Consider the following 22,241-nt stretch of genomic DNA (forward strand, 5'->3'; position numbering starts at 1 on the left):
TATTAAAAGCCTTCTTAGAATTTAATTCTGAGAAGGCTTTTCTTCTTTAAGTGCAGCTTTAATTTCTTGGTTCCAGAGCAACTGCTTTTGCAAGTCTCTGGAAAAATTGGTCTCCCTATCGTATTTGTTCTGAAAGTTGCTTAGCTCTTTTAAAATAGATTTATATATAGCCCTCACTTCCGCCTTGGCATCCATTGTAAATTGAGTCTTGGCCAACCGCTCCCGCATTTTCCTAGCATAGAGCTCGGATATATCAAAATGTAACTGCTCATGGCTTAAAATAATTGAATCGCATAATTCCGGGCGATACCATGATTTATTGGGGTAAAATTCGCTCTGCACTACAAAATCCAAATAGAGCTGCCCATCTTTCTTAAAAGATGAAAACGAGTAGCTAATACCGCTGGCCGTTGTTGCTGCGGCCCATTCGGTTTTAAAATAACTGCCCTTAAAATCGGACCATTGCAGTTTTCTGTCCGCATCCCAAACCATGATTTCTTCCTCTTGGGAAAAAACCATACCGGTCACCAACAAGCAAAAGGCCCAAAGGCTGTTTTTTAGAGCTCCCAATGAAATGTGATTACCTTTTCTATATCCGGATGCAAACTGTAGTGCACGGGGCACGTCATTGCCGTATGCTCCAAGATTTTTCTATCCTTCTCCGAAACATCCGAAGGTAAAATGAGTTTGGCTTCAATTTTAGAGATACGTCTTGGTCCGGCAGCCATGTGCTTCTTGATTTCCACCGTAGAACCATCCAACTTTACTCCTAGTCCTTTGGCCTTTATCCCCATCATAGTAACCATGCAGCTCCCTAACCCGGTAGCTACTGTATCAGTTGGTGAAAAAGCCTGTCCCAGACCATTATTATCTACGGGAGCGTCCGTAATGAAAGTGTTACCGGAGCGCACATGTTCACAAGTGGTTCTTAATTCTCCGTTGTAGGTTACTTTTGAAGTCATACTAAATTGGGTTTAGAATTAATTGTTCTATTCGTAAACCCTAAGTTAGTACTACCTGATTCAAAAAAGAAATAAATTTTACTGATTTCTAAACTTACTCCGCCTCTTTTATCCGAAGGTCCTCAAACATTAAAACATAAGATGATTGATTAAAGTAGCCAGAAGCACCATGCTTTTCATAATCAAACTTACTACCGGAATACTCCGTTTCACCAATAACCTTGGAAGCTTCCATTAGGTTATTCTTGTACGCCAGCTTCAACAGAAGGTCATACGCAATATCAAAACCACGCACGGCATATCTATCTGGAGTACTTCCAAACCGTTTTTCATATCGTTTAGAAAATGAATCGTTTGAAGCTGTTTTATACACGGATGGGTAGGTGAAATGTAAGTTTGATAAGTGGGCATTACTGATTACCTCGTTATCAAAAGCATTGTTTTTATTTGTAGTGAACATGCGCACTTTTATATCCTCTGTATTTCTAGAGTTCAAAATAGAACTTACACTTGAAACCAATTTGAAATTATCGGTCTCCACAAAAACCCAGTTATCCGAATCTTCAGAAAGAAGCTCCGTTAACTTTTCTATGTTAATGCCGATGTTCTTTTCCTCTTGGGCCACTTTTAATGTATCGGCACCGGGAAAGCTTGCTAACAGTTGTTTTTGCACAGCTTTGTTCTTGTCATCTGCAATAATGATGATATGCTGCTCAGCAGTACGCTTTTCCTGTACATAACTAATCAGACGGTCACGTAGCACCTCCTCAGAAGTATACGAAAAGAAAACATTGGACAAACTTAAATCGCTCTTAGCGGGAATAGGAGCTACAAGAGGAACTTGTTTACCACTAGCTCTTACCGCAGTCTCTTTCAAGGAAGGCATATCCAACGGACCTACAATTGCACCGTACCCGGAAAGGTTCTCTCCTTGAAGGATTTCTTTGGTTCTTGCCAAGCTCAGTTGATTATCAAAAGTTTTGACATCTACTGAAATTCCTAAATCTGCAATAGAATCAATTGCTACCAATGCGCCCGAGTAAAGCCCCAAACTATACTTAAGACTATTTCTTTTATCTATGATGTTGGCTACACGGTTTTTATCACTTAGGTCCAACTTATCCAATCGGAAAGGCAAAAGAAACATCAACTTTGGCTTGTTCTGTGTGTTAACACTATCCACAAGATTGATTTTATCCAACACCAATGAATTACGAACCTCAAAATTACCTTCCTGTTCTTTAGGCAATTTTAGTATCATACCCGCTTTTAATCCTTGGGACAAATCCGGATTCAATGCTAAAAGTTCTTTATAACTTATACCGAATTTACGGGTAAGTGAGAATTCGGTTTGTTTTGGCTTTACCTCATAAAAATTAAAGTTCTCCGTATTAATGGCTCCGCTATCCGCTTTTTTCTGTGGAATACGAATTACCATACCTTCTTTTAGGCCACCTCTTTTTGTAATTTCAGGATTCAAGCGAACGATTTCATCCGATTTTACTCCAAATTTCTGCTCTAACTGAAAGAAATTCATTTTAGGAGGAACCGTGTACGAAGTATACAGTTCTGTTTGCTGGTTATCTACAGTGCTTCCCGCAATCTTCGGCAATTTTAACTCTTGCCCTACGGCTAAGTAGTCATTGGATTTTGACAACTCAGGATTTAAGACCACCATACTATCTACAGTAATGCCATACTTATAAGCAATACTCCATCTGGTTTCTTTGGGAGCAACCTCATAGATTTCAAAATCATCTTCGTTAACAACAATCTCGTCTTCCGGTTTTACCCTGCGGTATTTCGGAATCTTCAATGTCATTTTTCTTTTTAGTTGCGAAGAGTATAATTCTGGATTGTATTTCTTAATTGCTTCTTCGGTAATGTGAAACCGTTTCGCAATACTGTACAATGTTTCCTTTTTCTTTACTCGATACGATGTAAATCCAATAGGTTCTTCTTGCGCTTCGCCCTCATCTTTTTTCACGGATGCGGGCTCTACTTTTCTTGTAGATTGAGAGGCAACTTCCTTGGCTTTACTATCCTTAGGAATAACCAATATTGTATTAGCCCTCAGCTCATCGCCGCGTTTTACCTCTTTATTTAATTTAAGTATGGTTTCAGTGTCCAACCTATACTGTTTTGCTATACCCTCCAAGGTCTCACCCTTCTTTACGGCATGCGTGGTAAACTTCTGTGCAGAAGCTTTGCACCCCACAAAAACGAACAATAATAATGTTAGACCTACTTTAAAAAACTGATTCATATTTATTCCCATTCAATGGTTGCCGGCGGCTTAGAACTTATGTCGTACACAACCCTGTTAACGCCCGGCACTTTGTTGATAATATCGTTTGATGTCTTTTGCAAGAATTCGTAGGGTAAATTCACCCAATCGGCGGTCATACCATCGGTACTTTCTACAGCTCGCAAAGCTACGCATTTTTCGTAAGTACGCTCATCTCCCATAACCCCTACACTATTTACGGGCAAAAGCATTGCTCCGGCCTGCCAAACCTTATCATAAAGGCCCCAATCACGCAATCCCTGTATAAAGATATGATCCACCTCCTGTAGTATAGACACCTTTTCCGGCGTAATGTCACCCAAAATACGAATTGCTAGTCCAGGACCAGGAAAAGGATGTCTTCCCAAGCGCTCATCACCTATAGCCATACTCTTACCTACACGCCTAACCTCATCCTTGAACAACATTTTTAAAGGCTCTACCACTTTTAACTTCATAAAATCCGGCAAACCACCTACATTATGGTGACTCTTAATAGTTGCCGATGGACCTCCAGTAGCAGAAACCGACTCAATTACATCTGGATAAATAGTACCTTGTGCCAACCACTTTACATCCTGCACTAGGTGCGCCTCATCATCAAAAACATCTATAAACACCTTTCCTATTATCTTTCTTTTCTTCTCCGGGTCACTTTCTCCGGCAAGGGCATCCAAAAAGCGTGCCGAAGCATCAACTCCTTTTACATTAAGCCCCATATGCTCGTACTGATCAAGTACGTCCTGAAACTCGTTCTTTCTTAAAAGACCGTTATTCACGAAAATGCAATAAAGATTCTTTCCAATAGCCTTATGTAGTAACACAGCTGCAACCGTGGAATCTACTCCACCTGACAAACCGAGCACAACTTTATCGTTACCTATTTTCTGTTTTAGCTCCGCCACGGTCAAATCAACAAACGCATCTGGCGTCCAAGTTTGTTCCACTCCAGCGATGTTTACCAAGAAGTTTTCCAGTATTTTTTTTCCATCTGTAGAGTGATAAACCTCTGGATGAAATTGAATAGCATAAGTATCCTCGTTTTCAATCTTATACGCAGCACGTTCAACATCATGTGTACTTGCCAAAACCACTCCGTTTTCAGGAAGTTCCTGTATCGTATCACTATGGCTCATCCAGACTTGACTACCTTTCGAAACACCTTCAAAAAACGCTTCGCCAGATTTAATATAGGACAAATTTGCTCGACCATATTCCCTAGTATTGGAAGGCGCCACATTGCCGCCACCAAAGTGAGCCAAGTATTGCGCTCCATAACAAACCGCCAATAAAGGTTTCTTACCCTTGATTTCGGACAGGTCCGGATGCGGAGCATCATCGGCACGTACCGAGAACGGGGAACCCGACAGGATTACCGCCTTATAAGAGGATAAGTCCTCCGGAGGCTTGTTATACGGCTTTATTTCACAAAAAATGTTGAGTTCTCTAACCCTTCTAGCGATGAGTTGTGTGTACTGAGAACCGAAATCGAGTATAAGGACGTTGTTTTGCATGGCCAAAAATAGCAAATTCCATTCTCCCAAAAAGACTCTTTTCACATATTTATAATCGGGTTTTTAACAATCACCCCAAATAACAGAATTACAACAGTAGGGAGTAAGCCAAATTGAAAACTAAAATTCTTACAATTCAAAAAATACCCACCCCAAAGATTCATCAAAAGCTAAATTTTTCACAATACTCAAAAGTCAATCTCAACGTTCATTTTTCAATTTTTTCACGAAAATTACCAAGGATTTCGCTCAGAAAAGAGCAATTTCGAAGAAAATGCAAAAATCGAAATCAACACTTCATTACAAATTATTTAAAATACTGGTTTTAAACGAATTAAACTAATTCCTACAAAATGTTAAATTGTGTTAAAATTGACCTTTTTTAGCTATTTTACGCGGTAATCTTGGCCGATTGGGTTTCGGACGCAGAAAAAACCAAAAACCATTTTTGACCTCTCTTGATGTTCATTTTATTTATCTTTTTGTTAACAGCATGCTTTAAAGATTATAACTTTCTTGCGTAAGAATTTACTGCTATAAAAACATTTCATCAGTGCACAAAAGCAGTAATTACATCAATCAAAAAACGAACACATCTTGAAAAAAGCCATCTGTTGCACCTCATTTTTTCTTGCTCTATTTCAACAAGGACATTCAAAAATGAGTAGACTCCCTTGCAGGATAGAAAAGGGAATTCAAAAAAATTCCAGAACACCTTTTGTTTTCAAAGACAACTTTTTTACCCCCGATCAAGCGGATGAAAAATATATCGTTAGCGGATATGTTACAGAAAGTGGAAGTGGGGAACATCTATTGGGGGTATCCGTTTATATTCCTGAATTAAAATTGGGCACCACTACAAATGACTATGGTTTTTTCTCATTGACCCTACCCGAAGGAAACCATGAAGTCATCATTTCATACATTGGTTACGGAAATGAAAAACGACAAATTAATTTAACGGAGGACAAAATTCTATCCGTTACCCTAAAACCTTCTACCCAAAATCTGGATGAAGTTGTTGTGACGGCAGATGAGAGCATAAAGGAAAGCAAGGTCACCCAAATGAGTAAAGTACAGATCAATCCTGCGGATATTCAGGATATACCTGCACTATTAGGTGAAAAAGATGTAATGAAGACCTTGCAGCTCATGCCCGGAATTCAAGGAGGTTCCGAAGGAAGTTCCGGTTTCTTTGTTCGCGGGGGCACACCGGATCAAAACCTTATTATCTTGGATGACGCAGTGGTCTACAACTCCAATCACCTTTTTGGATTTTTCTCGGTCTTTAACGGTGATGCCATTAAATCCGTAGAAGCTTTTAAAGGTGGTTTCCCCGCCCGTTTTGGTGGCCGACTCTCCTCCGTCATTAAATTGGATATGAAAGATGGGAACAAAGAAAAGCTATCAGGCAAGGTTAACATTGGACTTATCTCCTCATCCGCATTACTTGAAGGCCCTATTAACAAAGGGAAGACTTCTTTCATTGCCAGCGGGCGCCGTACTTATGCAGATATTATGGCACGACCCTTTGTAGATAGTAAAAAAGGCAATAGAACGGGGTATTACTTTACCGATTTCAATTTTAAGATTCATCATATTTTTAGTCCAAAGGACAAATTGTTCTGGAGCAACTACTTGGGCCAGGACAAATTCTATGACAATAGTGTTTATGATGATGGAAACAGAGACAAATCAAGGTTGCAATGGGGAAATATCACCTCTACCCTTCGTTGGAACCACCAGTTTAACAATAAACTTTTCTCTAACACCTCACTGATTTTCAGTAACTACAAGTTTAAAATATCAATTGAGGAAGATTTTGATGACCAACAATACCTGTTTAAAAGCAGTTCGGGTATTAATGACTATACCTTAAAGACTGATTTTGACTATTATCCGAACAATCAGCATACCATCCGGTTTGGTGCCAACGCAACCATGCACAACTTTACACCACAGCGGTTATTGCTAAAAGATGAATTTAACCCGGATATAGATAAAGAACAAGAACTAAATTCCTTTGAAGGTGCCATCTATGCCGAAGACGACTGGAAATTGACGGATAAATTGAGTCTGTCTCCCGGCCTTAGACTTAGCTATTTCAATTATAAGGATAAACACTATGTAAACCCTGAACCCCGGCTGGCATTATCCTATAACATGAAAACCGACCTGGCCTTTAAAGCCTCTTATTCGCGAATGAACCAGTATATTCACCTACTGTCCAGTTCCGGCATAGGCCTACCAACGGATTTATGGGTCTCATCTACGGACAATATAAAACCGCAAACCTCCCAGCAGTTCGCTGTAGGTGTCGCAAAGGATTTCTTTGACAAAGATTACTCCATAAGCTTAGAAGGCTATTACAAGACCTTAGATGATGTCATTGCCTATAAAGAAGGAGCCTCTTTTTTAGCAATTGACGATTTTGAAAGTGGAAAGAATACCAATTGGGAAGAAAATATTACCTCCGGAAAAGGGTGGGCCTACGGTGCCGAAATACTTTTTAGAAAGCAAACAGGCCCTTTTACGGGTTGGCTAGGCTATACTTTAGCATGGTCCGAAAGACAATTTGATGAATTGAACCTGGGTAAGAAGTTCTATGATCGCTATGATCGCAGACACGATATATCACTAGTAGGTATTTACAAACCAAGTGAAAAAATAACCTTATCGGGTACTTGGGTACTTTCTACCGGTAACAATTACACCTTGCCCAACCAACAGCATATTGCGGAACCGGTAAATTTCCCGGTTGCCAATTATCCAATGTATTATAACTATTCGGGAATGGAAAATTTCACCACACAACGAAACAATTTTCGAGGTGAAACCAGTCATAGGTTAGATTTGGGCGTTCAATTCCATAAAAAGAAAAAGAAGAACAGAGAACGCACTTGGGGACTTTCGCTCTACAACGCCTATGCCCGTAAAAATCCGTTTATATACACCATTGAGAATAAGGATTACGATTTTTACAACCCAGATGCTCCGGAAGAAAAGCAACTGACCCGGACCTCCGTACTCATATTGATACCTTCTATTAACTACACCTTTAAATTTTAACCATGAGCAAATACATTCAGATAAGTTTAATGTTAGTTCTGCTGTGTAGCGCGTGCCAAGACCCTGTAGATGCAGATGAGTTGCTCAATGTAGACGACGGCACCTATATTATTGGATATCTATCCCCTACCGATACTGTGCTTACCGTTCATGTTTCAACAGCGGTTCCTGCTGTAGGAACCCCTATATATGACCATGTGGACGACATGGGCTACGGGTCAAACACAGACCCATTCATCATAAAGGATGCAACCGTTCTCATTAGTGATGAAGATGACAATGAAATTCAACTTATCTATAATCCGGAAAGTAGAAATTATCAGGTAGATGCTTCCGAATTTGATATTAAAGGAGAGGCAACTTATTTTTTAAGGGTTTCCGCTAACAACCAAGAATTTACCTCATCCTGTAGCATTCCCAAAAAGATTGAGCCCATTACGGAAAAAATAACCGCGGGAGAAAAAAACGAATTCTACCAAGATTATAATCTGGATATCGCTTTTCAAGATATTAGCGGCTCAAAAAACTATTACATAATAGGAGCAATAGCTGAAGAAACGCACGAAGGAGAGACTTATCCTTACACAATAGATTTTGAACTAAGCAGTTTTTTAACAGATGTTATCGGAGATGGGGAAACCCTCAGTGCTAATTCCATTATTACTAATTATGACGTTGAAAATTCAACTACCGTGAAAATAACCTTACAAGTGGCTAACGTTGAAGAAACGCTTTATTTAAACCGCCGAGCCACTTATCTAAACGATTATAATGATGGTAATCCTTTTGTTGAGTACAGCATCATGCCTAACAATATTGAAGGAAAAAACGGGGTAGGCGTCTTTGCTGGATATCAACTTACTGAAAAGGTGATTGAATATGAATTGAACGGAAATCCTTAAAAAAGTAAAAGTCCGGGATACCAAACCCGGACTTTTCATCAAAATCAAAAAAACCAACCTAAACACATGAAACGGTTTAATTAAAAATCGTTTTCATAGCATTTTTACTAATAACACTCTACTTGACAAATACCCTACCCGTTTTTAAAAGTTTTTTCTACTTTTATTTAAAAGCATATAAATGACTTCTATTTTTTGGGATGAAACCCTAAGCGAAATAAAAAAGGGAATTGCAGAAAGAGGACATCCTTTTCGGTTTTTTACATTGGCCACCATGGGCAAATCTGGGACTCCAAGTCAACGTACAGTGGTCTTTAGACATTTTAATGACAACCTAAGCCTTGTATTCTATACGGATAAGCGTTCCCAAAAAGTTAAGGATATTGAGAATAAAGCAGATGTAAGTTTATTATTCTATCATCCTGAAAATCTTTTGCAGATTGTCATAAAAGGAAAAGCATCAAAAATTACTAAACCTGAAATACTAAAAGAATACTGGAGTGCTGTTCCGGACAGCAATAAAAAAGACTACACTACCCAAGTGGCCCCCGGGAGTATTATAAAAGCACCGGATACCATTACATATTTAGATGACCGCAACCATTTTTGCGCTATTGAAATAGTACCTGACACTATTGAGTACCTAAAATTAAAGCGACCCAACCATATTAGGGTGCTTTTTTCCAAAACCGATGCATCTTGGGAAGGGAAGTTTTTGATCCCTTAACTTGTACTGCCAACTATACTTTTACTACTGTGAACTCTTGTTGAAGTGGCTTTAAGGTATCCAAAAGCATAGGCACTAGACTTTCTCCTAACTCCAAATAAAGCTCGGAGAAATTTACGTTCCGCTCCTGTAAAGACTTATTCGGAAAAAGTTCGTTCTGAATTTCCGTCATGCGAAGCACGTGGTCTTTAAGTTTTCGTTTTTGAGCCTGCAGCAACCTTTTTTCAAGATGGTCCAAACCTTTCTTTTGCTTTACTTCTTGGGCCTTTACGGCTCCCAAGAAAGAAGCATCGGTCTGTTCCGCTAAATCATACAAAGCTTTAAATTGCTCCTCTAACAGTTGTTTTTGAGGGGCAAAGTCAATATCAATATTAGATATTTCCCTGATTTTTTTATTAATGAAGCTACTTTGTTTTAAAAACAGGTCTTTTACGGCAAGGTTCATTTTAGCCAACTTTTCCGTTTGCTTTTCAGTTATCACCAATGCCGAATTTCTCAGCAACAAAATAGGAAAAGGTACTTGCATGGCCTCGAACATGGCTTTCAGCTCCAACCAATAAGCTATTTCCCCTCCTCCACCTATATAACATAGATTAGGCAGGATCACTTCTTGGTATAACGGTCTTGCGATTACGTTGGGAGAGAACCGTTCCGGGTAAGCTTTTAATTCTTTTTGCAATTCTTCTTTCGTAAAACGAATTTCAGTATCGTTTATAAAATATTCCCCGTTTTGCTCCACAATCCTTTCCCTAAGCCCCTCCTTTAGGTAAAAATAATTGATTTCACGAGGGTTCACCTGAATGGTATATTTCTTCTCCAAAGCTTCAAATTCAGCTATGGTTTCGGAAACCTTCCGGTGTGCCAATTGGTCAAAAATATCCTTCTCGGCATAAGGCACTAAAAGACTTTTTAAACTCTTATCATCACCATCTACAATAACCAAACCTTCATTTCCAAAAAGTGCATTGGCCAAATAACGTGTTGCATTGGTTAAATTATCGTGCTGTAAATAAGCTTTCTTAAAAAGCTCTTTTAACGCAATGGCATTGGTACTATTCCCTATTTGATTTGAAAACGCTTCAAAAATTTCATCCAGACCTTCCGTATCCAAGTGACCTACGGCCCCAGATGCCGTTCTATTCCATTTTAACTTTTTTCCTTGAAAGTTAAAGTAGTTGATTTCCTCAAAATCATGGTCTTCCGTAGCCATCCAATACACAGGTACAAAATTGTATTTTGGATATGCTTTTTTAAGCTCCTTTGTTAGATTTATGGTAGATACTATCTTATAGAGGAAATATAACGGTCCCGTAAAAAGGTTTAACTGGTGCCCTGTAACAATAGTAAAAGTAATGGGTTCCTTTAGTTTTTTTAGGTGTGTTTGGGTTTCTTCCGTTACATCAAACCCCTGGTATTGCTTTTGTAATGCTTCGTAGAGCACTTCCCTATGAGCATCGGGAAAACTTGTAGCCTTTTCAGCTATTTGACCTTTAAAATTCTCTAGGTTGGGAAACCGGTTGTAAAAGTTGCGCACCTGCGGTTCTTGGGCAAGATAATCACATATAAATTCCGAAAAATAGCCGGTCCGGTAAAAGGGTAAACAGTCAATATCCATAAGGGTGTAAATATAAAACTCTTCGCTAATGCGACTTCCTAAAAATACGTTAATTACTTCAACCTAATTTTCATACCACTAATGGAGAAACCGCATCTTTATTTAACCATAATCGTTAGCTTTGGTAGTATTCTCTGGAAACACCTTACAAATGAAAATTCTCTTATCTGTTTTTGCCTTTTGTATTTGCCTTACACTCTCGTCTCAAGAAATAAAATCGCCCTCTGATTTTTTAGGTTATGAACTGGGCTCACAGTTTACCAGACACTACCGTGTAATGGACTATTACGAGTATCTGGCCCAAACTGACCCGACCAGAGTGAAATTAGAGAATTATGGCGAAACCAATGAAGGAAGACCCTTGTTACTTGCATACATATCCGCTCCGGAGAACATAAAAAATATTGAAAACATCCGCCAAGAACACTTAAAAAATACAGATGGTGAAGGGAACCCCACAAAGGCCATTGTATGGATGAGTTATAATGTACACGGCAATGAGAGCGTAAGTACTGAAGCCTCTATGAAAACAGTCTATGAACTTCTGACTAAGAAAACGGAATATCTAAAGAATACCATGGTAATCGTAGACCCTTGTATGAATCCGGATGGTAGGGAACGTTATGTAAATTGGTACTATCAATATAAAAACACACCTAATACCATAGACCCTAATAGTAAGGAGCATCACGAACCTTGGCTAAATGGTAGACCCAACCATTATATGTTTGATTTAAATAGGGATTGGGCATGGCTTACACAGACTGAAAGCCAACAGCGCATTAAAGCTTACAATAAATGGCTGCCCCATGTACATGTAGATTTTCATGAACAGGGTGTAGACAACCCTTATTATTTTGCCCCTGCCGCAGAACCGTTTCATGAGGTTATTACGGATTTTCAGAGAGAATTCCAGACCACCATGGGGAAGAACCATGCTAAGTATTTTGATGCCAACGGGTGGTTTTATTTTACAAAAGAAATTTTTGACCTCCTTTATCCTAGTTACGGAGATACCTACCCTACGTATAGTGGAAGTATTGGCATGACCTACGAACAAGGTGGTAGCGGAAGCGCCGGATTAGGAGTCATAACAGGTTCAGGTGACACCCTTGCCTTAAAGGACAGAATCCTACATCATCACACCACCGGATTGTCTACGTTAGAGATTGCCTCTAAAAACGTGTCAAGATTAAACGAGGAATTCAAAAAATTCTATCGCCCTAAAGACTATAAATACAAGAGTTATGTTCTTAACGGCAATACGGATAAGTTGAAGGCTCTTACCCATTTATTGGAGCAACAAGAAATAAAATATGGTTGGGCCACGGATAAAATCGCCAAAGGCTACAATTACAGTACAGGTAAAGTAAGTAGTATAAAAACCAATACAAACACCTTAGTTATTAGCACCGAACAAAAAAAGGCTACACTTGTAAAAGTACTTTTTGAACCCAACACCAAACTTACGGACTCCCTTACTTACGATATTACCGCTTGGTCTTTGCCCTATGCATACGGACTTGATGCCGTAGCTTCGGAAACCAGAGTAAACGCAGATACCCGTGAACCGAAATTATCAGTGCCGGAAAAAGCTAAAATCACCAAGGAAGCTTACGCATTTATAGTAGAATGGAACAGCTTTAGCGACGCCCAATTTTTAGCTGAGCTTCTGAATAGCGGCATTAAAGCTAGACATGCTAAGAATCCTTTTTCAATGGAGGGTACCGAATACAACCGTGGTACACTTTTAATTACCAAAGCCGATAATAAAAACAATCCTGATTTTTTAAAGTCTCTTTCCGCCATTGCCAACAACCATAATAAGACCCTAAAAGCCACCACAACAGGGTTTGTTGAGGATGGTAAAGACTTCGGTTCCAATTCCGTACAAATCATAAAGCGGCCTAAAGTAGCCATCCTCTCGGGAGAACCTACTTACACTTTAAATTTTGGCGAAATCTGGCATTTTTTTGAACAACAGTTAAAATACCCTGTTACCATATTGGATACAGATTATTTTAAAAATGTAAACCTTTCTCAATACGATATTCTCATCCTTCCGGACGGAAGTCATTACAGTAGCTTCCTTACCGAAAACAGAATGAGCCAGTTAAAAGATTGGATAAGCGATGGAGGAAAGTTGTTAGCTTTAGGTGGTGCCTTAAAGGCCCTGGCCAAGGAAGATAAATTTCAACTGAAACCAAAGGAAACCGAAGAAGACACCAGCTCTGCCATCCCCGTTTACGACCATAATCAGCGGGAACAGATTAGAAAAGAAATTACAGGAGCTATATTCAAGACCAAAGTAGACCAAACCCACCCTTTGGCCTATGGTTACAAGGACACTTACTTTAGCCTAAAATTAGGTGGGGCCGCCTATAAGTACCTGGACAAAGGCACAGTAGTTTATCTGCAGGAAGAAGACACCAAACCTGCTGCTGGTTTTGCAGGAAGTGATGCCCAGAAGAAGATTGGGGAAAGCTTGGTGTTTGGGATAGAATCCCACGGTAAGGGAAAATTGATCTATTTTGTTGACAATCCTCTATTTCGTGGGTTTTGGGAAAACGGAAAACTATTTTTTGCCAATGCACTTTTTATGGTAGACTAAATTTCAAAACTTCTTTTCGCTAAAATATAACGACTTTACACTTCCTTTTTAAGGCACAACACACCTCGCACCTTTGACAAACTCCTATATTTGCTTATCTAAGGGAGAGCAGTCAAATGAAAAATTTTAAAAAGCAGTTCGGAGGTAAATTAACGAATGACTTAACCGAACGTTACGGCCAATCGGAAAATTGGAAAGATGGCAAGTTTCTTAATCTTGAAGAAACCAGTATGTCCATTAACTTTTGGGATATTCCAAAACTTTTGTACAAACAATTTACGGATACGGAGAAAAGAGAACCTGCCGCTCCATTGCCTGTTGCTTCGTTCCATAAAGAATCTTTCCTGTTGGATGACGCACCATTTAAATACATATGGTACGGACACTCCGTAGTATTGATGAGAATGAATTCCAAGAACATTCTAATAGACCCCATGTTAGGGCCCAATGCGTCTCCCATAGCACCGTTCAAAACCAAACGCTTTTCTGAAAACACACTGGGCTTGATCGATGATTTTCCAGAAATAGACTTGATGGTACTGAGTCATGACCATTATGACCATTTAGACTATGACAGTATCTTAAAACTAAAAAACAAAACTAAAAAGTACTATGTAGCCTTGGGAGTAAAACGGCATCTGGTCACTTGGGGCATTGACCCGGAGTTGATTACGGAATTCGATTGGTGGGACAATACTATATTCCATGATATAAAAGTAACATTTACTCCAAGCAGACATTTTTCGGGCAGGGGATTAACGGATAGGTCCAAATCGCTCTGGGGCGGATGGACATTTACATCTAAGAATCAAAACATCTGGTTTAGCGGAGATAGTGGCTATGGTTCCCATTTTAAAGAGATAGGTGAGAAACTTGGTCCGTTTGATTTTGGTTTTATGGAAAATGGTCAGTACAACCAAAAATGGCATCAGATACATATGTTCCCGGAAGAAAGCATACAAGCGGCCTTAGATGCCAAAGTTAAAAAAGTAATGCCGGTACACTGGGCCGGGTTTGCTTTGGCCCAACATGATTGGAAGGAGCCCGCAGATAGATTTAAACAGGCTGCCAAGGAACAAAAACTAGAGGCAACTTTTCCAAAGTTAGGCGAGTTATACGCCCTTGATAATTGTACTGAAGAAAAATGGTGGTAAATTTTTTTAGGGAATTTAAAGAGTCCGCTACAAAAGACCGATTATTAAAGTATGGAGTAGTATCCGTAAAAACATACCCCTAGACCTATAAAACCTACACCGATCATAAAACCGGTAAAAACCTCTTGCAATCTACGGTTTTCATTAATGATTAGGCCTAAGACCCCAAATAGGATACTTATTTGAAGAAACAAAATTCCTATGTCTATTTGGGCCACCAAGCTGCGGTTTGTAAGGCCTATTTCCTCCCATGCGCGCAGACCTACAATTTTACCCATTTCACCATCCAAATCTTGAGACCAGGCTTCTCTTGGTATATTATCCGAGCCTAAAAGAATCTCGGTCTTTTCTTCTTCATATTTTCGGATAAGGTCATCTGTAAGTTCTATTCTAAAATCTAACTGTTCCAGTTTATCATCTGCAACAAGTCCCGTACCCCGTAATGACTCCAAATAATCGCGTTGGTTCTCTTTTAGTATCTGTTTGATACTTTTGGCATTGTACCAACTGGAATAACTCACATGCTTATAATTGGCCCTGGCTATCTTCTCCTCCAACTTACTGTTAACTACTTTCATAACAGCTAATAAGGCCACGAGTATTATAATTATTACACCTCCCCTATTTTCTATTTTACTATTTTTAGACATTGTTCTGTATTAAAACTGATTTGGTTTTGGTCAAGACCAGATCTAAAAAAGACTAATCTTATTTATTATACGTAAAAAACTGCATTAAAGTTGATATTAGACATAGAATGGCCTTTGTTTTAACGAAACTATCTAAACTTTAAGAAAATAGATTTTCAAAAATAGAAACCTCTGTAGAAGTTGAAAATTTACTCTTACAAAAACATACATGAAAAGTTTTTACACCAATAGATTAAAGATAAAACCAACTTCTGAGGAAGACGCCGCATTCATACTTAGACTATTCAATACTCCTGATTGGATTAAATATATAGGGGATAGAAATATACATTCCACAGATGCCGCCAAAAACTATATTCAAACTAAAATAAAACCACAGTTCAATAGATTAGGCTTTGGCAACTATACTGTAGTTCGCAAAGAAGATGGTGCAAAACTGGGCTCATGCGGATTGTATGATCGAGATGGTTTAAAGGGTATAGATATAGGATTTGCTTTTCTGCCCGAATATGCCAACCAAGGTTATGCTTTTGAAGCATCGTCCAAAGTATTGGACCTAGCATTTAAAGAATTTCATTTAAACGAGATAGTTGCTATAACCGGAAAGGATAACACTCCTTCTCAGAGGCTATTAAACAAGCTTGGCCTATCTAAAATCGGTACTGTTACCCTACCAAATGACACCTTAGAACTTCTACTCTACTCCATAACCAACGTTTCCGTTTAATTTTTGAAAAACAAGGTGTTAAACCTATGCCAAGGCTCAAAATATTTCAATAATACTTTTAAATTCGCACTCCAAAAAAATAATTAAAGGTTGATTGGACAATTCCTCCCTATAAGCAGTCAACACAAAATACAAATTACCGTTTTATATGAAAATGGCCTTCTTTTCATTACTGATAACCCTTGCCGCTACGTGCAATAGGCAAGCATTAGAAATTGAGGTAGTAGACACCAAATTGCTACACAACGTTCCCAGCGCTTCCGGCATCACCAAAGCTGGTGAAAATTTTTATGTGGTAGGAGATGATTCTCCATATCTGTTCAAGGTTGATGATAAGGGAACCGTTCTAGACCAAACCTCTATTTATTCTACGGAATTTTTAAATGGTAATAGGCTGGACAAAGCAAAGAAACCCGACTTCGAGGCTTTGGAAACTATAAACGGAAATGAAATCTTGGCTTTTGGGTCAGGTGCCAAATCTCCGGAGCGAGACATTTTCCTTCATATCTCACTAGAAGATAGCACCTCTTTTAAAACCTATCAAATTACAGAATTATACAATCATTTAAGAAGTAACAAAACCCTTGGTGGCGCACACTTGAACATTGAAGGCGTAGCAATCTATCATGACATCATTTACCTTTTTAACCGAGGAAAAAACGTTATATTCAGTTTTAAATATGCAGATTTAATCGGATATATTGAAGGGATTAACCCTGTATTTCCTGAACCAGAGACACTTCTTTACGAATTACCTATAATAGACGGGTTCCAATCCGGTTTTTCTGGAGCTACTATTTTAGAGGAAGAAAACCTGGTCATATTCACGGCTTCTGTAGAAAAAACAGGTACTGCATATAATGATGGAGAAATAGCCGGAAGTTTTATAGGCGCCATTCCTATAAAGAACAATACCTTTTCGAACAAATACAGCGTTGCCTCCGTTCCATCTTCAGGTACTCCGCTTAAAGTTGAATCGGTTACCGTGGCCGAAAAAACTCCCGATGGAAAAATCAGAATTGCCCTGGTAACGGATGATGACAAAGGAAACTCGTTACGATTGAACTGTCTTCTAAAACTATAATCTGTAAAACCTTTTATTCAAAATTCTGTTAAAATTCATTTTTCTTCGTAGCATAAAACATATTAATCGTAATATTGCAATGTACTTATGAAATAAATACATGGGATTAGCTAAAACAGAAATATTCACCGATCTACAAAATGAAATTGCACTTTATGCCAAGGTCTTTGGACATCCGGCCAGAGTATCAATTTTACAGCATTTGTTTAAAATTGACACCTGTGTTTGTGGTGATTTGGTAAATGAAATCGGTTTGGCACAACCTACCATTTCACAACATTTAAAGGAACTAAAGAATTTAGGCCTTATACAGGGCACGGTTGAAGGTACAAGTGTTTGCTATTGCATTCACAAAGAAAATTGGACAAAAATGAAAGAAGTGATGTTCAAATTTTTAGACCAAGACTTGCCTAAAAGCGATTGTTGCTAAAAAAATTTAAATCCTTTTATCGTAAAAATACAATTAATAAAAATTTAACATGAAACTATCAGAAATTAAAACGGAGCTTTCTAAACTAGACAAAATTGCTTTTCAATTACCTAACGGGGAATTGGTACCAAACCACTTTCATGTAACGGAAGTAGGTAAGATTACCAAACACTTTATAGACTGCGGAGGAACGGTTCGTAAAGAAGAGGTGGTGAACTTTCAACTTTGGAACGCCAATGACTACGACCACAGGCTACATCCTGAAAAGTTAGTTCACATAATAGAGCTTTCCGAAAAAACTTTGGGAATTGAAGACTTGGAAATAGAAGTGGAATACCAAGCGGACACTATAGGTAAGTTTGGATTAGACTTTGACGGTACTAACTTTTTATTGACCACCAAACAAACAGATTGTCTTGCAAAGGATAATTGTGGTATTCCTGCCGAAAAACCTAAACTACAATTCTCAGATCTAGGTCAGGGTAGTTCTTGCGACCCAAAAAGCGGCTGTTGTTAACTATTCTATAATATCCAACTAAATAGAACATAATGAAAACTTTTGAACAGATTGAAAAGACCATTGCTTCTTTGGAAGTGAACTCTATATCTAACGAGCGTAGAGAAGTATTGCAACCCTTAACAGACTTTATACAAAGTAAGGTAGATGCGAACGAAGAAATACGATTGAATTTTATTTGTACCCACAACTCACGAAGAAGTCACCTTTCACAAGTTTGGGCCCAGGCTATGGCGTATCATTTCAATATTAAAAACGCCTTTTGCTATTCTGGAGGAACTGAAGCAACAGCACTGTTTCCAATGGCTGCCGAGACCCTAAAAAATACGGGTTTTGATGTGGTAAAGCGTTCAGAGGACAAAAACCCTGTTTACAGTATTAAGTATGCAGAGAACGAACATCCGGTAATCTGTTTTTCAAAAACATTGGACGACGATTTTAATCCGCAATCCAATTTTGCCGCAATTATGACCTGTAGCCAGGCAGATGGTGGTTGTCCTTTTATCGCTGGAGCAGAGAAGCGTATTCCCATTACGTTTGAAGACCCTAAAGCTTTTGACAATACTCCTCAACAGGCAGAGAAGTATCATGAAAGAAGTATACAGATAGCTACTGAGCTCTACTTTGTCTTTTCAAAAATAAACGCATAGCCATGGCTAAGAAATTAAGCTTTTTAGACAGTTACCTGACCCTATGGATTTTTGCGGCCATGCTTATAGGAGTGGGCGTTGGAAATTTATTTCCACAGCTCCCTGAGCTAATAAATTCCGCAAGTAGTGGTACAACCAATATACCTATTGCCATAGGACTTATTCTTATGATGTACCCGCCATTGGCCAAGGTAAATTATGCACTACTACCCAAGGTTTTTAAGAATGTAAAAATTCTATCGATTTCCTTATTATTAAATTGGGTTTTAGGTCCCGTATTGATGTTTCTATTGGCCATAACCTTTCTTCAGGACTATCCCGAGTATATGGTGGGGTTAATTTTAATAGGTCTGGCGCGCTGTATAGCCATGGTTTTGGTCTGGAACGATTTGGCTGAAGGAAGTAGTGAATATGGTGCCGGACTGGTAGCTCTCAATAGTATATTTCAAGTGTTCGCATATAGTTTTTATGCATACATTTTTATCACCGTACTACCTCCCTATTTTGGTTTTGAAGGTGCTATTGTTGATATTTCAATTGCTACAATTGCCGAAAGTGTCGTTATATACTTAGGTATTCCCTTTGTGTTAGGTATATTGAGCCGCTTTATTCTGGTTCGGTTAAAAGGCGAGGAATGGTATTCAAAGAAGTTTATCCCTACCATTTCGCCTATGACACTTATAGCCCTTCTTTTTACGATTGTGGTGATGTTTTCTTTAAAAGGTGAATTAATAGTTGAAATACCTATGGATGTGCTCATTATAGCCGTTCCCCTACTCATCTACTTTTTACTAATGTTCATCATTGGTTTTTTTGTTACCAAAGCAACTGGAGCCACGTATGATAAAACTACCTCTGTAGCCTTTACGGCTGCTGGTAATAATTTTGAATTGGCCATAGCTGTAGCCATTGCTGTCTTTGGATTAAATTCAGGACAGGCATTTGCCGGGGTAATTGGTCCCTTGGTAGAAGTACCCGCTCTTATTTTACTGGTTAGGGTTTCCTTCTGGTTGCGGAAAAAGTATTATAAAAAGTCAGAAAAAGTAATAGTGTAAAATTAGATTTTGCCAGTAGTATTATAAACTTTGCTCTTCGCAAAGCTATAATGGTACTGGCATTTTAACTATCTTAGGTACTAATTAATCTGTTTAACGCTTAACCAAAACTGCAAGCAGTAAATTAAAATATTTGAGGGTTTTAAAGGTGGACGAAACAAGCAACACCCTTCAACCACCGTTATATCTTAGCTTTTAATACTTGTATAAAATGTTTTCCTCAGAGTTTGTTAAATTCAGTTGGACCTGGCCTCCGTTTACTTGCAGGTTAGAAATATCAAATGTCAGCTCTTTAGTGATGTATGCTTCACACATTTCCTCATTCTTCAATAACAATCTCAAATTTCTTTGAGGCGGGTTTGATTCTAAAACATCTTCTGAATCTATAAGCTTCAATTCCCAAGTGTCTCCGCTACAACCACTAGAACTAAAACTAATTTTCAAGCAGTTTTCATTAATTTCCATACTATTTATGTTTATATGGTCAGACGGTGAGTTTTTGTATTGTTCATTACTTACTATAGTTTCAAAATCACAATTGCTTAAACTTTCATCGTTATCGGAACAACTTAAAAAGGCTACCCCCATTATAATTAGAATTAGTATTTTCTTCATACTGTAACGTTCATTTCTCTTACTTAGATAATGTTTCTTAAAAATGGTTGCGCTAAATATAACACTGTAACTACGCCAATTGTATTTTTATTGGCCTTTACGGCAACTCGCCCTTGTTTTTGATTGATTTCCTTCTTTAGAAACAATATCTTGCACAGATACTTTTTAAGCATACAAAGGGAATGAATCTTACTATTGAAAATATTGTTTTAATTGGCTCTCTATTACTGTTTATTAGTATTGTTGTTGGTAAAACATCTTATAAATTTGGTGTTCCTACCTTATTACTTTTCTTGGGTATTGGCATGTTGGCCGGATCGGAAGGAATTGGTGGAATTGTTTTTGACGACCCCAAAATAGCTCAATTTATTGGTGTCGTATCTCTAAACTTTATTCTATTCTCCGGTGGATTGGACACGAGTTGGCCCGCGGTAAAACCCATTCTTAAAGAGGGTATTCTACTTTCTACCCTTGGTGTATTGCTTACCGCCGTTTCATTGGGAACGTTCGTGCATTTTGTTACCGACTTTACAATTTACGAAAGCCTGTTATTGGGCTCAATTGTTTCTTCAACAGATGCTGCAGCGGTCTTTTCTATTTTAAGAGGTAAAAGCCTAGCCTTAAAAACCAACCTTAGACCCACATTAGAGCTAGAAAGTGGTAGTAACGACCCCATGGCCTATGTGCTTACCATTGCCTTTCTTTCTTTGGTAATTAATCAAGACCAAGGTTTACTATCCATTATTCCTCTTTTTCTACAACAAATGATACTTGGTGGAGCAGCTGGGTTTGGCTTTGGAAAGGTGAGTAAACTGGTTATCAACAAAATTAAGTTAGATTTTGAAGGGCTTTACCCCGTATTGGTTATTGCTTTGATGTTCATCACCTTTTCTGCTACTGATTTTATTGGTGGAAACGGATTTTTGGCCATTTACATTTGTGCCGTTTATTTAGGGAACCAAGACCTTATCCATAAAAAAACCATCTTCCGTATGTTTGATGGTCTGGCTTGGCTAATGCAAATTGTACTCTTCCTGACTTTAGGACTACTGGTTTTCCCCAGTCACGTTGTGCCGTATATAGGAATTGGCCTTACCATCTCATTGTTCCTGATTTTTGTAGCGCGGCCTGTAGGCGTATTTATCAGCCTTATGTTTATAAAAATGAAACTCCGCAGGCGTTTCTATATTTCATGGGTGGGCCTACGTGGTGCCGTACCCATTGTATTTGCCACTTATCCCCTATTGGCCGGTATAGACAAGGCACATATTATCTTTAACATTGTTTTCTTTATTTCGGTTACCTCGGTGCTTATACAGGGCACCACGTTGGCACTGGTTGCCAAATGGCTTCATGTAGGTTTGCCCGAAAAAGCAAAACGTATTTATGAAAAAGAGAAGTTCCTTGCAGAAGTTCCCAAGGCGGTCATGAAAGAAATTGTAATTACGCCCCAATGTTTTGCGGTAGATAAGAAAATAGTGGATTTGAGTTTCCCCAAGAACGCCATTATTGCCATGATCAAAAGAGAAGACGTTTATATTACCCCAAAGGGCTCTACAGTTATTGAAGACGGTGATACATTAGTAGTGCTTTCCGATAATATGGAAGGGCTGAACGAGGTTCAGGAATGTTTAAATCAATAACATTTTTTTAGCATTTTCAGGTAAATATA

The 22,241-nt window shown here is 38.5% G+C and carries 19 protein-coding genes; 12 read left to right on the forward strand and 7 right to left on the reverse strand.

Annotated elements, in window-relative coordinates; genetic code table 11:
* Nucleotides 1–21 precede the first annotated feature (21 nt).
* From SJY45_RS07875 to guaA, 4 genes are all read right to left on the reverse strand, one after another.
* Nucleotides 22–570 carry a DUF922 domain-containing protein gene (locus SJY45_RS07875; RefSeq protein ID WP_400073927.1) on the reverse strand — a complete coding sequence of 183 codons (549 nt, stop codon included), beginning with the start codon at nt 568–570 and terminating at the stop codon, nt 22–24.
* Nucleotides 558–962, reverse strand: coding sequence for an OsmC family protein (locus SJY45_RS07880; RefSeq protein WP_215440972.1), 405 nt, complete (start codon nt 960–962; stop codon nt 558–560). The genes SJY45_RS07875 and SJY45_RS07880 overlap by 13 nt, the downstream gene beginning before the upstream one ends.
* A 94-nt stretch (nt 963–1,056) precedes the next feature.
* Complete coding sequence (locus SJY45_RS07885; protein ID WP_400073929.1) at nt 1,057–3,228, reverse strand: LysM peptidoglycan-binding domain-containing protein; 2,172 nt, start codon at nt 3,226–3,228, stop codon at nt 1,057–1,059.
* A gap of 2 nt (nt 3,229–3,230) precedes the next feature.
* Nucleotides 3,231–4,763 carry a glutamine-hydrolyzing GMP synthase gene (guaA, locus tag SJY45_RS07890; protein ID WP_400074313.1) on the reverse strand — a complete coding sequence of 511 codons (1,533 nt, stop codon included), beginning with the start codon at nt 4,761–4,763 and terminating at the stop codon, nt 3,231–3,233.
* A gap of 660 nt (nt 4,764–5,423) precedes the next feature.
* Between guaA and SJY45_RS07895 the strand changes: the two genes are divergently transcribed.
* The 3 genes from SJY45_RS07895 to SJY45_RS07905 all read left to right on the forward strand — a co-directional run bounded on the left by SJY45_RS07895 (nt 5,424) and on the right by SJY45_RS07905 (nt 9,461).
* On the forward strand, nt 5,424–7,832 hold the full coding sequence (locus SJY45_RS07895; protein WP_400073931.1) for a TonB-dependent receptor domain-containing protein: 2,409 nt from the start codon (nt 5,424–5,426) through the stop codon (nt 7,830–7,832).
* 2 nt (nt 7,833–7,834) lie between these two features.
* A complete protein-coding gene (locus SJY45_RS07900) occupies nt 7,835–8,734 on the forward strand; it encodes a DUF4249 family protein (RefSeq protein ID WP_400073933.1) in 900 nt (299 codons plus the stop codon).
* Between the two features lie 181 nt (nt 8,735–8,915).
* On the forward strand, nt 8,916–9,461 hold the full coding sequence (locus SJY45_RS07905) for a pyridoxamine 5'-phosphate oxidase family protein (protein WP_400073935.1): 546 nt from the start codon (nt 8,916–8,918) through the stop codon (nt 9,459–9,461).
* Nucleotides 9,462–9,474: 13 nt separating this feature from the next.
* Here the strand turns inward: SJY45_RS07905 and bshC are convergent, their stop codons facing one another.
* On the reverse strand, nt 9,475–11,076 hold the full coding sequence (gene bshC / locus SJY45_RS07910) for a bacillithiol biosynthesis cysteine-adding enzyme BshC (RefSeq protein ID WP_400073937.1): 1,602 nt from the start codon (nt 11,074–11,076) through the stop codon (nt 9,475–9,477).
* 151 nt (nt 11,077–11,227) lie between these two features.
* Between bshC and SJY45_RS07915 the strand changes: the two genes are divergently transcribed.
* Nucleotides 11,228–13,687: a M14 metallopeptidase family protein gene (locus SJY45_RS07915; protein WP_400073939.1), complete on the forward strand. Its 2,460-nt coding sequence runs from the start codon at nt 11,228–11,230 to the stop codon at nt 13,685–13,687.
* Nucleotides 13,688–13,803: 116 nt separating this feature from the next.
* Complete coding sequence (locus tag SJY45_RS07920; protein WP_400073941.1) at nt 13,804–14,841, forward strand: MBL fold metallo-hydrolase; 1,038 nt, start codon at nt 13,804–13,806, stop codon at nt 14,839–14,841.
* 44 nt (nt 14,842–14,885) lie between these two features.
* Here SJY45_RS07920 and SJY45_RS07925 read toward each other — a convergent pair whose 3' ends face one another.
* Complete coding sequence (locus SJY45_RS07925; RefSeq protein ID WP_400073943.1) at nt 14,886–15,491, reverse strand: DUF4337 family protein; 606 nt, start codon at nt 15,489–15,491, stop codon at nt 14,886–14,888.
* A gap of 208 nt (nt 15,492–15,699) precedes the next feature.
* Here SJY45_RS07925 and SJY45_RS07930 point away from each other — a divergent pair, with 208 nt between their 5' ends.
* From SJY45_RS07930 to arsB, 6 genes are all read left to right on the forward strand, one after another.
* Nucleotides 15,700–16,218 carry a GNAT family N-acetyltransferase gene (locus SJY45_RS07930; protein WP_400073945.1) on the forward strand — a complete coding sequence of 173 codons (519 nt, stop codon included), beginning with the start codon at nt 15,700–15,702 and terminating at the stop codon, nt 16,216–16,218.
* A gap of 148 nt (nt 16,219–16,366) precedes the next feature.
* Nucleotides 16,367–17,302 carry a DUF6929 family protein gene (locus tag SJY45_RS07935; protein WP_400073947.1) on the forward strand — a complete coding sequence of 312 codons (936 nt, stop codon included), beginning with the start codon at nt 16,367–16,369 and terminating at the stop codon, nt 17,300–17,302.
* Nucleotides 17,303–17,402: 100 nt separating this feature from the next.
* Complete coding sequence (locus tag SJY45_RS07940; protein WP_215440992.1) at nt 17,403–17,732, forward strand: helix-turn-helix transcriptional regulator; 330 nt, start codon at nt 17,403–17,405, stop codon at nt 17,730–17,732.
* Between the two features lie 49 nt (nt 17,733–17,781).
* Nucleotides 17,782–18,249 (forward strand): DUF6428 family protein, encoded by a 468-nt coding sequence (locus SJY45_RS07945; protein WP_289040904.1) that lies wholly within the window; start codon nt 17,782–17,784, stop codon nt 18,247–18,249.
* 32 nt (nt 18,250–18,281) lie between these two features.
* Complete coding sequence (locus tag SJY45_RS07950) at nt 18,282–18,899, forward strand: low molecular weight phosphatase family protein (protein ID WP_400073949.1); 618 nt, start codon at nt 18,282–18,284, stop codon at nt 18,897–18,899.
* A 2-nt stretch (nt 18,900–18,901) separates the two neighbouring features.
* A complete protein-coding gene (gene arsB, locus SJY45_RS07955) occupies nt 18,902–19,954 on the forward strand; it encodes an ACR3 family arsenite efflux transporter (protein ID WP_400073951.1) in 1,053 nt (350 codons plus the stop codon).
* A gap of 195 nt (nt 19,955–20,149) precedes the next feature.
* Here the strand turns inward: arsB and SJY45_RS07960 are convergent, their stop codons facing one another.
* Nucleotides 20,150–20,569 carry a hypothetical protein gene (locus SJY45_RS07960; RefSeq protein WP_400073953.1) on the reverse strand — a complete coding sequence of 140 codons (420 nt, stop codon included), beginning with the start codon at nt 20,567–20,569 and terminating at the stop codon, nt 20,150–20,152.
* Between the two features lie 182 nt (nt 20,570–20,751).
* Here SJY45_RS07960 and SJY45_RS07965 point away from each other — a divergent pair, with 182 nt between their 5' ends.
* Entirely contained in the window at nt 20,752–22,212 is a 1,461-nt protein-coding gene (locus SJY45_RS07965) for a potassium/proton antiporter (RefSeq protein WP_400073955.1), read from the forward strand.
* The last annotated feature ends 29 nt before the right edge of the window (nt 22,213–22,241 follow it).

This window comes from Zobellia russellii, assembly GCF_044597075.1.
In the GTDB taxonomy this organism is placed as follows: Bacteria; Bacteroidota; Bacteroidia; order Flavobacteriales; family Flavobacteriaceae; genus Zobellia; species Zobellia russellii.

Excerpts from the sequence above, each read along its gene's own strand:
- SJY45_RS07880 (WP_215440972.1), bottom strand. The coding sequence starts at position 962 with ATGACTTCAAAAGTAACCTACAACGGAGAATTAAGAACCACTTGTGAA.
- SJY45_RS07885 (WP_400073929.1), bottom strand. The coding sequence starts at position 3,228 with ATGAATCAGTTTTTTAAAGTAGGTCTAACATTATTATTGTTCGTTTTT.
- guaA (WP_400074313.1), bottom strand. The coding sequence starts at position 4,763 with ATGCAAAACAACGTCCTTATACTCGATTTCGGTTCTCAGTACACACAA.
- SJY45_RS07895 (WP_400073931.1), top strand. The coding sequence starts at position 5,424 with ATGAGTAGACTCCCTTGCAGGATAGAAAAGGGAATTCAAAAAAATTCC.
- SJY45_RS07900 (WP_400073933.1), top strand. The coding sequence starts at position 7,835 with ATGAGCAAATACATTCAGATAAGTTTAATGTTAGTTCTGCTGTGTAGC.
- SJY45_RS07905 (WP_400073935.1), top strand. The coding sequence starts at position 8,916 with ATGACTTCTATTTTTTGGGATGAAACCCTAAGCGAAATAAAAAAGGGA.
- bshC (WP_400073937.1), bottom strand. The coding sequence starts at position 11,076 with ATGGATATTGACTGTTTACCCTTTTACCGGACCGGCTATTTTTCGGAA.
- SJY45_RS07915 (WP_400073939.1), top strand. The coding sequence starts at position 11,228 with ATGAAAATTCTCTTATCTGTTTTTGCCTTTTGTATTTGCCTTACACTC.
- SJY45_RS07920 (WP_400073941.1), top strand. The coding sequence starts at position 13,804 with ATGAAAAATTTTAAAAAGCAGTTCGGAGGTAAATTAACGAATGACTTA.
- SJY45_RS07925 (WP_400073943.1), bottom strand. The coding sequence starts at position 15,491 with ATGTCTAAAAATAGTAAAATAGAAAATAGGGGAGGTGTAATAATTATA.
- SJY45_RS07930 (WP_400073945.1), top strand. The coding sequence starts at position 15,700 with ATGAAAAGTTTTTACACCAATAGATTAAAGATAAAACCAACTTCTGAG.
- SJY45_RS07935 (WP_400073947.1), top strand. The coding sequence starts at position 16,367 with ATGAAAATGGCCTTCTTTTCATTACTGATAACCCTTGCCGCTACGTGC.
- SJY45_RS07940 (WP_215440992.1), top strand. The coding sequence starts at position 17,403 with ATGGGATTAGCTAAAACAGAAATATTCACCGATCTACAAAATGAAATT.
- SJY45_RS07945 (WP_289040904.1), top strand. The coding sequence starts at position 17,782 with ATGAAACTATCAGAAATTAAAACGGAGCTTTCTAAACTAGACAAAATT.
- SJY45_RS07950 (WP_400073949.1), top strand. The coding sequence starts at position 18,282 with ATGAAAACTTTTGAACAGATTGAAAAGACCATTGCTTCTTTGGAAGTG.
- arsB (WP_400073951.1), top strand. The coding sequence starts at position 18,902 with ATGGCTAAGAAATTAAGCTTTTTAGACAGTTACCTGACCCTATGGATT.
- SJY45_RS07960 (WP_400073953.1), bottom strand. The coding sequence starts at position 20,569 with ATGAAGAAAATACTAATTCTAATTATAATGGGGGTAGCCTTTTTAAGT.
- SJY45_RS07965 (WP_400073955.1), top strand. The coding sequence starts at position 20,752 with ATGAATCTTACTATTGAAAATATTGTTTTAATTGGCTCTCTATTACTG.